Consider the following 11,821-nt stretch of genomic DNA (forward strand, 5'->3'; position numbering starts at 1 on the left):
AAAGATTGGGCCTTGTGGAGGGCTTGATCCCGGTCTGAGATGGCGATCGAACTCGTCTCTGCGAAGGGGCAGATCGTGTCTCGAACCATGACCATCGCCGCGGCCGTGCTCCTCGGCCTGGGCACCTCCCTCGTCCCCCTCACCGCCGAGGCGTCGGTCGATCCGCTGCCGCCCGGCGACCGCATCGACCTCTACCAGGTGGACGGCGAGCCGGGCACCGCCCAGCTCCTGCGGGAGAAGGGCTTCGACGTCGTCCAGCACGACAACGGCGGCGACAAGGAGCACGTCGAGCTGACCGCCGCCCAGGCCGACCTGGCCGGGCTGGCCAAGCTCGGCCTGCGGCCCGAGCCCGTGCGCAACCCGCAGGGTCAGAGCAACCTCCAGGCCGCCAAGGCCCAGGCGGCCGGCGGCTACACCGTGTGGCGGTCGTACTCGGAGCGGGGCGGCATCGCCGACCAGCTCAGGGCGATCGCGAACGCCAACAGGGACATCGTCGAGCTGCAGTCCATCGGCAGGACGCTCAAGGGCCAGGACATCCTCGCCGTCAAGGTCTCCACGGGCGCCCGGCTGCTGCCCGACGGGCTCAAGCCCGCCACGCTGTACTCGGCCACCCAGCACGCCCGCGAGTGGATCGCCGCCGAGGTGGACATGCGGCTGCTGAAGTACGTGATCGCCAACAGGTCGGCGCTGCGGGACCTGCTCAACCGGACCGAGCTGTGGTTCGTGCCGGTGGCCAACCCCGACGGCTACGACTTCACCTTCACCGAGGGCAACCGCCTGTGGCGCAAGAACCTGCGCGACAACGACGGCGACGGGAAGGTCACCAACGGCGACGGCGTGGACCCGAACCGCAACTTCCCCACGAACTTCCGCTACGACGAGGAGGGCTCGTCGAGCATCCCGAGCAGCGAGACCTTCCGCGGGACCGGCCCGGCCAGCGAGCCGGAGACCAGGGCCATGGACGGCCTGCTCAACCGGGTCAGGTTCGAGATGAACCTGAACTACCACTCCTACGGCCCGCTGCTGCTCTACCCGAGCGGGTTCCAGATCGCCACGAAGACCGCCGACAACCCGATCTACGAGGCCCTGACCGGCGACGACGACGCCCCGGCCGTCCCCGGGTTCGACCCCGACCTCGGCGCGGAGCTCTACACCACGAACGGCGACACCAACGACCACGCCCACGCCAGGTACGGCACCCTGTCCTGGACGCCGGAGCTCGACGAGGGCTGCGACGGCTGCGGGTTCGTCTTCCCCGACGACGAGGCGGCCGTGCAGGCGGAGTTCGAGAAGAACCTGCCGTTCGCGCTCGACGTCGCCAGGTCCGCGGCCGACCCGGCCGAGCCGGTCAGCCACCTGGGCAACAGGACGCCCGACTTCGTGCTCGACCCGTTCGAGTTCAGCTACGGCACCGACCAGGCCGTCCAGGTCACCGCCAAGCGGAGGATCGGCCCCGTCCTGCTCAACTACCAGGTCAACGGCGGCCGGACGAGGATCGCGCCGACCGGCGAGTGGAAGGGCGGCGAGCGGTACGGCAAGGGCTACGACCGCTATTACCACCGGCTGCGCGGCACGATCACCGGCACCCGGCCGGGCGACAAGGTCAAGGTCTGGTTCAGCGCGATCGGCAGGAAGAGCGGCGACTTCACCTACACCGTGCAGGACGACATCGGCGGCAAGGTGCTCGTGCTGGCCACCGAGGACGTCACCGGCCTCAGCCCGGCCCAGGGCGGGACCCAGGCCAAGTACGCCGCCGACTACGTCAAGGCGCTCCAGGACGCCGGCTACCCGACCGACGCCTACGACATGGACAAGATGGGCCGCCGGGCCCCGCACCCGCTCGGCGTGCTCAGCCACTACAAGGCGGTGGTCTGGGAGACCGGCGACGACGTCATCCCCCGCTCCCCCGGGCAGGTCGCCGGCACCACGTCGAAGGGCGGCGTGGACACCGAGCTGGCGGTGCGCGACTACCTGAACGAGGGCGGCAAGCTGCTGCACGCCGGCAAGTACCCCTCGTACGCGGCCAACAACAACGGCGCGTACTACTACGAGCCCGACCAGCCCGGCCACCCCGAGTGCACGGTCCCCGACGACCCGCCGTGCATCCAGGTGTTCAACGACTTCCAGCAGTACTGGCTGGGCGCCTACGTCTTCTTCGACGACGGGGGCGCCGACCAGGCGAGCGGGCAGCCGTTCGCGCTGAAGGGCAACGGCGGCGCGTTCGAGGGCTTCGCCGGCACGCTGCAGCCGAGCCACACCAACTCGTTCGTGGCCACCTCGGCCATCCTGCCCCCGGCGCAGTTCCCGCTGTTCGCGAGCTCGGCCCAGGTCAAGTGGGTACGCCCCGGCGGCCCCTTCGACCCCCACACCGGCTCCTGGGACGTCTACAGCGGCATCGCCGACGTCTCCTGGAAACGGCTGACCACGACCGTGGACCTGACCGGCAGGAGCTCCGGCGACCTGTCGTTCTGGACCTCCTACGACACCGAGGCCGACTGGGACTTCCTGACGGTCGAGGCGCACACCGCGGGCGCCGACGACTGGACCACCCTCCCCGACGTCAACGGCCACACCTCGCAGAGCACCGGCGAGAGCTGCAAGGCCGAGAACAGCGGCGGCTGGCGGGTGATCCATCCGTTCACCCGGCACTACCAGGGCGCGGCCTGCGAGCCGACCGGGTCCTCCGGCGCGTGGCACGCCGCCTCGGGCAACTCCGGCGGCTGGCAGCAGTGGAAGGTGGACCTGACCCCGTACGCGGGCAAGCGGGTCGAGCTGTCGATCTCCTACGTCAGCGACTGGTCCACCCAGGGCGCGGGCGTCTTCCTCGACGACGCCAAGGTCACCCTGGACGGCGCGGCGGCCGGTGACACGTCCTTCGAGTCCGACCTCGGCGGCTGGGCCGTCGCCGCGCCGCCGGCCGGCTCGGCTCCGTCGATCAACAACTGGTTCCGCACCGACCAGGTCTTCGAGGAGGGCGGCGGCATCGTCACCGCGGACACCGTCTATCTGGGCTTCGGCGTGGAGAGCCTGAGCGACCAGGCCGCGCGTACGGACCTGGTCAAGCGGTCGATGCGGCACCTGCTGGGCGACCCCCGCTAGCGACGCCCCGAGGGGCGCGGCACACCGCTGCCGCGCCCCTCTTGCGCGCCCGGACAGAACATGGTTCGGTCGCCTTGAGGCGTACGCGCAGCAAGCAAGCATTCGGTCAAGCAGGAGGCTCACGACATGCGCCAGCACGACAAGCTGTTCATCGGGGGCGAATGGGTGACCCCCGCCGGCACCGGGACGATCGACGTCATCTCCCCCCACACCGAGGAGGTCGTGGGCCGCGTCCCCGACGGCGCCGCCGAGGACGTGGAACGCGCGGTGGCCGCCGCCCGCCAGGCGTTCGACCACGGGCCGTGGCCCCGCATGACGTTCGCCGAGCGGGCCGCCGTGATCGAGCGGCTGGCCGCGATCTACAACGAGCGCCAGGGCGAGATGGCCGCCCTGATCACCGAGGAGATGGGCTCGCCGATCACCTTCTCCAACCTCGCGCAGGCGCCGCAGCCGCTCGGCATGCTGCAGTTCTACGCCGGGCTGGGCAAGGAGTTCGCCCAGGAGGAGGAGCGTCCCGGGCTGTTCGGGCCGATCACCGTGCGGCGCGAGCCGGTCGGCGTCGTCGCGGCCGTCGTCCCGTGGAACGTGCCCCAGTTCGTGACCATGACCAAGGTCGCGCCCGCGCTGCTGGCCGGGTGCACGATCGTGCTCAAGCCCGCGCCCGAGACGCCGCTGGACGCGTACCTGCTGGCCGAGTGGGCCGCCGAGGCCGGGATTCCGGCGGGCGTGCTCAACATCGTGCCCGCCGGGCGCGAGGTGAGCGAGCACCTGATCTCCCACCCCGGCGTCGACAAGGTGGCCTTCACCGGCTCCACCGCCGCCGGCCGCCGCATCGCCTCCATCTGCGGCGAGCAGCTCAAGCGGGTCAGCCTGGAGCTCGGCGGCAAGTCCGCCGCGATCATCCTGGACGACGCCGACCTGCAGGCGAGCATGGGTTTCCTGGCCATGGCCACGCTGATGAACAACGGCCAGGCGTGCGTCGCCCAGACCCGCATCCTGGCCTCCCGCAGCCGGTACGACGAGGTCGTGGACGCCGTGGCGAACATGGTCAACTCCCAGCCCGTCGGCGACCCGGCCGACCCGGCGACCGGCATCGGCCCGCTGGTGGCCAAGCGCCAGCAGGAGCGCGTCGAGGGCTACATCAAGATCGGCATGGACGAGGGCGCCAAGGTCGTCGTCGGCGGCCTCGACCGTCCCCGTGACCGCGGCTGGTACGTCGCCCCCACGGTCTTCGCCAACGTCAGCAACGACATGCGCATCGCCCGTGAGGAGATCTTCGGCCCGGTCCTGGCGGTGATCCCGTACGAGGACGAGGCCGACGCCCTGCGCATCGCCAACGACAGCGACTACGGCCTGGCCGGCACGGTCTGGACGGCCGACGCCGAGCGCGGCATGAACGTCGCCCGCCAGGTGCGCACCGGCACCTACGGCGTCAACTGCTTCATGCTGGAGTCGAACGCGCCCTTCGGCGGCTTCAAGGCCAGCGGCATCGGCCGCGAGCTCGGCCCCGAGGGCCTGAACGGCTACCTGGAGTACAAGACGATCGCCCGGCTGGGCTAGCGGCGGGCGAAGAGGGGCCCCGCGCGCCGCGGGGCCCCTCTTGCGGGCCGGGTAAGGCACCCAGCGTGCCCCCGCGACGCTAGGTGCCGGATCCGCCGCCTACAGTCGGCGACTGCCCGGCTACTGAAGTATGTCCCACGGTCACCGCGAAGGCGGTTTCCGTCCCCGAGGACTTTTCTCCTGGCGGATCCTTTCCATCCGTCTTAGGTAGACGGGTATTACTCACGAAAGGTTCGAGGAGATCCATTTACCGATACGCCGGATGAGTTCGGGGCTGGCGGCCGACTCCGCGTGCCCGTAACCCGGCTCGATCCACAGCTCCTTGGGCTCGCGGGCGCCGTCATAGAGCTGGTGGGCGTGGTCCAGCGGGAAGAAGGCGTCGGCGTCGCCGTGCACGACCAGCAGCGGGGCGGGCGCGACCAGGGCGGCGGCCTCGTGCGGCGGCATCGGGATCGGGTCCCACTGGCCGCGGGCGATCCTGGTGCGCTTGGCCAGCCGGGCGGCGAACCTGCCGAACGGCTGCTCGATGGCCCAGTGGACCTGGCGCATGGGCTTGGTGCCCCGGTAGTACCAGCGCGCCGGGCCGCTGACCGCCGCCACCGCGTCCACGCCCCGGCGCAGCGCCGCGTGCCGTACGGCCACCGCCGCGCCCATGGAGAAGCCCACGACCGCGATCCGCCGGTAGCCGACCACGCGGGCATGCCGTACGGCGGCCTCCACGTCGAGGATCTCCAGGTCGCCGACCGTCGTCTCGCCGCCCGAGCGCCCGTGGCCGCGGAAGTCGAAGGCGAGCACGCCGCCGTAGCCGCTGAGCACGTGCGCGATGCGGCGGGCGGTGCGCTCGCGCCAGGATCCGGTGAAGCCGTGCGCCATGACGATCCCGATGTCCCCGGCCGCCGAGGGGGTGTGGGCGGCGTCGATGCGGACACCGTCCTCTGTCCTGAGCATCACCGGGAAATGTGGCGCGAAAGGCATGAATACCAGCTTATTCGCGGTCCGTTTCCAGGCCGTGCCCGGTGGCCCACACCGCGATCTGGGCCCGGGAGGCGAAGCCCAGCTTCTCCATGATGTTGGCGACGTGCCGGGCCACCGTGGCGGGGCTGATCACCAGCTTCAACGCGATGGCCCGGTTGCTCAGCCCGCCCGTGAGCAGCGCGGCGATCTCCAGCTCCCGGCCGGTCAGCCCCCCCTGCCAGGCCCCCGGCGGCGGCCCGGACGGCCCCGCGGGAACGGCCTGGCCGGGATCGAGCACGCGCCTGGCGACCTCGTCGGGCGACTGCCGGGCCCCCTTGGCCCACAGCAGCGACACCCGGCCCTCGCCGAGCCCGGCCCTGGCCCGCGTGAGCAGTTCCTGGACCGGGCCGGGGACGCCGTACTGGCCGATGGCCTCGCGCAGCGCGGTCGCGGCGGCGGCGGCCAGCACCGCGCCCTCCAGGTCGTCCTGCTCGGCCGCCAGCGCCGACATGGCCGTCAGCGCCCGCACCACGCCCCTGCGCTGGCCGGTGCGGGTGCTCAGGGCCAGGCTGGCGGCCAGGTGCAGCCGGGCGGCCGGATAGTCGTGCATGCGGGCCGCCACCCGGCCCAGCTTGGCCTGGCAGCGGGCCAGCTCGACCCGGTTGCCCATGTCCTCCAGCAGCGGCAGGGCCGAGGTGTGGCAGGTCATGGCGGCCTCCAGGTCGCCCGCCGCCTCGGCCACCGCGCCCAGGTGGGTCAGCGCCCTGGCCAGCGTCCAGTGGTGGCCGGCCTCCCTGGCCAGGGCCAGCGCCTGTTCGCCGCGCCGGCGGGCCTGGCGGAGCTGGCCGCGGAACAGCGCCAGGTTGAGCTGCGCGATGCGGACCGTGGCCAGGTTGAACAGGTCGTCGTGGGCGGCGGCCGCCGCCTCCAGCTCCTCCAGGTAGCGCAGCGCCTTCTCGCTCTGGCCGGTGCGGAAGAACACGGCCAGCGCCACGCTGTAGGTGACGCCCAGCCAGTGGGTGTACGGGTGCCTCTTCTGCTCCTCCACCCCCTGCACGACCAGCTCCTCGGCGCGGGCCAGCTCGTCGCAGATCTCCAGCCCGTACGCCAGGCCGCCCTTGGCCACGGCGACCACGTCGGAGGGCACCCGGGACAGGTCGAGGGCGAGCAGCCGCTGGTGCCAGCCGACCGTCTCGCCCAGCTCACCGCGTACGGCCAGGATCGCCAGGGCGGCGCGGGCCAGGCGCAGCCCGAGCACCGGGTCGGCCGACTCCACCGCCCGCTCCACCGCCGCCCGGCAGTCGTCCATCAGCGCGCGGCCCCTGACGAAGTGCGGGACGCGGGCGGACCAGGGCATGCGCGGGTCGAGCGTGCCGGCCCGGTAGCAGTGCTCCATCTCCTCGCAGATCACCCGCAGGTGCCGGTCGCGCAGCCGGGTCAGCTCGCCCGCCTCGGCCAGCCGCTCGGCGGCGTACTGCCTGATGGTCTCCAGCAGGCGGTAGCGCCCGTCGTGGTGGAGCACCAGCGACTTGTCGACCAGGCCGTTGAGCAGGTCGAGCAGTTCGGCCCTGGGCACGATGCCGCCGTCGGCGCACACCCGTTCGGCCACGGTCAGGTCGAACAGCCCGGCGAAGACCGACAGCCGGCGCAGCAGCACGCGCTCCTTGGGCCGCAGCAGGTCGTGGCTCCACTCGACGGTGGCCAGCAGGGTGCGCTGGCGGGCGGGCGCGGTACGGTCACCCCTGGTCAGCAGGGTGAACCGGTCGCCGATGCGGTCGGCGATGCGGCCCGGGCTCATCAGGCTCGTGCGGGCCGCGGCCAGCTCCAGCGCCAGCGGCAGGCCGTCGAGCGCCCGGCACAGACGCACGACGTCGTCCATGCTGCCGGTCACCGACCGGGCCCCGGCCGCCAGCGCCCGCTCGACGAACAGCAGCACGGACTCGGCGTCGGGATGGTGGTCGTCGGGCAGTTCCAGCGGCGGCACCCGCCAGACCAGCTCGCCGGGGATGCGCAGCGGCTCGCGGCTGGTGAGCAGGAAACGCAGCCGGGGGCAGTCGGCGATCAGGCCGGCCACCAGCTCGGCGCAGCGGTCGACCAGATGCTCGCAGTTGTCGAGCACGATCAGCGCCCTGGCCTCGCGCAGCCGTACGCGCAGGCCGTCCAGCAGCCGCCCCGGCGCCTCGTCGCGGACGCCGAGCACCCCGGCCATCTCGTTGACGATCAGCGCGGGGTCGGCCAGGCGGGCCAGCTCGACCAGCCAGACGCCGTCGGCGAAGCCCGGCGCGGCCCTGGCCGCCACCCGCAGCGACAGGCGGGTCTTGCCGATGCCGCCGACGCCGCTCAGCGTGACCACGCGTTCGTCGTGGACCAGCGCGCTCAGCTCGGTCAGGTCGCGCCCGCGGCCGACGAAACGGTTGGGCTCTGCGGGCAGGTTGTGCGGAACTGGCGGAGTCATGTCGGCGCCCAGGGTCAGCGGAGGATCACAGGTGCGCTCAGTCTCCACCTCCGGCCGACCGCGTGCGATCACTTTCCGTGGACTGTCCGCGACTGCGCGGATACGGATGCCGCCCGCCCAGCTCGGCCACGCTCATCACGATCCGCACCCGCGACTCCTCGGCCGCCTCCACCGCCTCCGGCACGTCGGAGATCATCACCCGGGCGCCGCTGGCCCGGATGCGCTCGCCCAGCCCGGCCCGGTCGAGGTCGGCGGGCACCGGCCAGACGACGCCGCCCGCCGCCATCACCGCGTCCGCCGCCACCAGCAGGTCGGGCCCCACGGGCAGGCAGACGAGCACCGTGTCGCCCGCGCGCACCCCTCTGCGCCGCAACTGGGCGGTCGCGATCGCCGACCGCTCATCCAGTTGCTTCTCGGTGAGCTCCACGCCCGTGCCGGAGTCCACCATGACGATGTGCTCATCCATGGCGTCCACGGTAGGGAGGGGGTCACGTGCCTACATGGGGCGGAATATGCAGATCCCTATGCAGAAGCGCTGGGGTGCTCGGCGGCCCACACCGCGATCTGCGCGCGTGAGGTGTACCCCAGCTTCTCCATGATGTTGGCGATGTGCCGGGCGACCGTGGCCGGGCTGATCACCAGTTCCTCGGCGATGGCCCGGTTGGACAGGCCGCGGGTGAGCAGGCCGGCGATCTCCAGCTCGCGCACGGTCAGCAGCGAGTGCCTGACCGGCTCGGCCGGCGCGGGCGGCGGCGCCGCGGGCCGCTCCCCCGCCAGCACCTGGCGGGCGGCGGCGTCGGGGCTCATCGCCCGGCCGCGCGACCACAGGGAGGCCGTGCGGCCCTCGCCGAGCTTGGCGCGGGCGCGCGAGAGCAGCTCCTCGATCCGGATCGTGGCCGAGTGCTGGCCGATCGACTCGCGCAGCGTGGCCGCGGCGGCGGCGGCCAGCACCGCGCCGTCGAGGTCGCCCTCGTGCTCGGCCAGCACCGACAGGCCGGCCAGGCACCGGGCCACCCCCTGCCGCTGGCCGGTCTGCCGGCTCAGCGCGAGGCTGTCGGCCAGCCGCTCCCTGGCCGCGGCGAACTCGCCCAGCATGGCCGCGACCCGGCCCACCCTGGCCAGGCAGCGCGCCAGGTCCGAGTCGCTGCCCAGCTCGCACAACCACGGGACGGCCAGCTCGTAGCGGGACTTGGCGGTCTCCAGGTCGCCGCGGGCCTCGGCCACGGCGCCGAGCTGGGCGGCCATCCTTGCCATGAGCCAGCGGTGGCCGTGCTCGCGCGCCCGTGCCAGGGCCTCGTCGCCCAGCCGCTGGGCCTCGCGCAGCCGGCCCCTGGTCAGCGCCACCGCCGACAGCCCGGCCAGCCCCGCCGCCTGGTTCCAGGCGTCGCCCGACTCGGTGGCCTCGGCCAGGCCGCGCTCGGCGTGGTGCAGCGCCTCGTCGATGCGGCCCATGCGGAGCAGGACGACGACCACGAGGCTGTGCATGACGCAGCGGGTGAACACGTTCTCCTCGCCCAGCCCCGCCAGGCTCTCCGTGGCCACCTCCAGCGACCGGCTGAGCTCGTCGCGGGCCTCCAGCCCGTAGGCGAGGTACGCCTTGCCCTGCGCGACCTGCCCGTCGGGCACGGGTTCGAGGTCGAGCGAGAGCAGCCGCTCGATCCAGCCGACGATCTCGGTCAGGTTGCCGGAGATGGGCAGCAGGGCGGTGCTGGCGGCGCACAGGCGCAGGCCCAGCCGCGCGTTGCCGGACTCGGCGGCCCAGTCGAGGGCGGCCCGCTGGTCGTCGAGGAGCTGCTTGCTGGCCGTCAGGCACTCCAGCCGCTCCGGCCAGGGCACGCCCGGCCGGACCATCTCGGTCGTGAAGTGGCGTTCCTGCAGGTCGCACAGGACGGTGAGGTGCCGCTCTCGGACGTCCTCGCGCTCGCCGGCCCGCTCCAGCCGCTTCATCGCGTACCGCTTGATCGTCTCCAGCATGCGGTAGCGCCTGCGCTCCTCGTCGCACAGCACGAGGGACTTGTCGACCAGGCCGCCGAGGAGGTCGACGATCTCGTCCCGGGCGATGGGCCGCTCGGCGCAGACCTGCTCGGCCAGGTCGAGGTCGAAGTCGCGGGCGAAGACCGACAGCCGGCGCAGCAGCACCTGCTCCTTGGCCGACAGCAGGTCGTAGCTCCAGTCGACGGTGGCCAGCAGCGTGCGCTGCCGCGCAGGGGCGGTACGGCCGCCCGTGGTCAGCAGCGAGAAACGGTCGTCGAGCCGGTCGGCGATCTGCCCGGGGCTGAGCAGGCTCGTACGGGCCGCCGCCAGCTCCAGGGCCAGGGGCAGCCCGTCGAGCGCCTGGCACAGGCGGACCACGTCGGGCAGGCTGTCGGGGCCGAGCCGGGTGCCGGCGGCGGCGGCCCGGTCCATGAACAGCTGCACCGACTCGGCGTCGGCGTACCCCATCTCGGGCAGGTCGAGCGGCGGCACCCGCCAGATCAGCTCGCTGGCGATGCGCAGCGGCTCCCGGCTGGTGGCCAGGATGCTCAGCCGGGGGCAGCAGGCGACCAGCTCGGCGGCCAGCTCGGCGCACGCGTCGACCAGGTGCTCGCAGTTGTCGAGCAGCAGCAGACAGCGCAGCTCGCGCAGCCGGGCGGTGACGGTGTCGAGCAGCGGGCGCCCGCTCTCCTCGCGCACCCGCAGCGCCCGGGCGATCTCCTGGACGATCTGCTCCGGACGGCTGACCCTGGCCAGCTCGACCAGCCACACCCCGCCGGGATAGCCGCCCACCAGCCCGGCGGCCACCCGCAGGGCCAGCCGGGTCTTGCCGATGCCGCCGACGCCGCACAACGTGACCACGCGCGTCTCGCCGAACAGCCCGCGCAGGTCGTCGAGGTCGCGTTCGCGGCCCACGAACCGATTGGGCTCTGCTGGAAGATTGTGCCGGGGGGCCTCTGGCATGTGTTCACCCTGCGTCGCCGAAGGATCACACTCTTCCACAGTGTCGCACTTTTCACAGGCCAAGCGAGCTGACGATCGCCCTTTCGTCCACAACGCGCAGAATGGGGTTTCCCAGCAGCCGCCTGGCGACGTCGTACGGCGCCACGACCATGGTGGCCCTGCGCTCGGCGGCCAGCACCCGGCAGCCGATGACGGTCGGCTCGTTGGCGGCGATCACCACGTGGGCGCCGGACATCAGGGCCAGGTCGAGCACCCGCAGCCCCTTGAGCAGGTCGCCGGCCGCGTTGACGACGACGTCGTCCTTGCCGACCACCAGGCGGGCGGCCAGGTTGCGCAGGTCGGCGGCGAGCTCGTCGTGGTCGAGCACGCGGCCGCCGCCCGGCGCCAGCGCCGCGCCCGCCAGCGGGCCGAACTCCAGCGGGCTCGCGTTGAGCAGCCCGGCGAACGGCAGCGCGCCGGGTGAGGGGCGGAAGGCGTAGACCCGGTCCGCGGCGGCGCCGCCGGGCTCGCGGGGGCCGCGGGTGATCACCATGCGGACCGGGCCGGGGCCGCCCAGCACGGCGACGCCGCCCGCCCAGGCCACCGCGTGGACCGCCACCACCAGCGACGCGCCGAGCGGCAGGTCGATGAGGACGCGGTCGCCGTAGGCCAGCCCGTCGCGCCGCAGCCCACCCGCCGCGCGGGTGACCCGCCTGGCGAACTGCGCGTACGACAGCACCTCGCCGGTCCTGACGTCGCTCACCGCCGGCTGGTCGCCCTTGCTCGGTGCCGAGCCCATAACCAGCTCTGTCCACGTCATGACGACAATGTAGGGAC

At 72.9% G+C, this 11,821-nt stretch carries 7 protein-coding genes; 2 read left to right on the forward strand and 5 right to left on the reverse strand.

Annotation, left to right across the window (positions count from 1 at the left end; all coding sequences use genetic code 11):
* Positions 1-75: 75 nt before the first annotated feature.
* A complete protein-coding gene (locus tag ACFYUV_RS22135; protein WP_387670955.1) occupies positions 76-3,099 on the forward strand; it encodes a M14 family zinc carboxypeptidase in 3,024 nt (1,007 codons plus the stop codon).
* Between the two features lie 126 nt (positions 3,100-3,225).
* Complete coding sequence (locus ACFYUV_RS22140) at positions 3,226-4,659, forward strand: aldehyde dehydrogenase (RefSeq protein WP_358288440.1); 1,434 nt, start codon at positions 3,226-3,228, stop codon at positions 4,657-4,659.
* A gap of 222 nt (positions 4,660-4,881) precedes the next feature.
* On the opposite strand, the gene ACFYUV_RS22145 is transcribed toward ACFYUV_RS22140, so the two are convergent.
* Genes ACFYUV_RS22145 through ACFYUV_RS22165 form a run of 5 tightly spaced genes read right to left on the reverse strand, consistent with a single transcriptional unit; the run spans position 4,882 to position 11,804 of the window.
* Positions 4,882-5,607 carry an alpha/beta hydrolase gene (locus ACFYUV_RS22145; protein ID WP_387670957.1) on the reverse strand — a complete coding sequence of 242 codons (726 nt, stop codon included), beginning with the start codon at positions 5,605-5,607 and terminating at the stop codon, positions 4,882-4,884.
* Between the two features lie 37 nt (positions 5,608-5,644).
* Entirely contained in the window at positions 5,645-8,068 is a 2,424-nt protein-coding gene (locus ACFYUV_RS22150) for a LuxR C-terminal-related transcriptional regulator (protein WP_387670959.1), read from the reverse strand.
* 37 nt (positions 8,069-8,105) lie between these two features.
* Positions 8,106-8,534: an AMP-binding protein gene (locus ACFYUV_RS22155; protein WP_357996525.1), complete on the reverse strand. Its 429-nt coding sequence runs from the start codon at positions 8,532-8,534 to the stop codon at positions 8,106-8,108.
* Between the two features lie 56 nt (positions 8,535-8,590).
* Positions 8,591-11,005: a LuxR C-terminal-related transcriptional regulator gene (locus ACFYUV_RS22160; RefSeq protein WP_387670961.1), complete on the reverse strand. Its 2,415-nt coding sequence runs from the start codon at positions 11,003-11,005 to the stop codon at positions 8,591-8,593.
* A 52-nt stretch (positions 11,006-11,057) separates the two neighbouring features.
* Positions 11,058-11,804: an AMP-binding protein gene (locus ACFYUV_RS22165; RefSeq protein WP_387670963.1), complete on the reverse strand. Its 747-nt coding sequence runs from the start codon at positions 11,802-11,804 to the stop codon at positions 11,058-11,060.
* Between the last annotated feature and the right edge of the window lie 17 nt (positions 11,805-11,821).

Source organism: Nonomuraea sp. NPDC003560, assembly GCF_042878785.1.
Lineage (GTDB): Bacteria > Actinomycetota > Actinomycetes > Streptosporangiales > Streptosporangiaceae > Nonomuraea.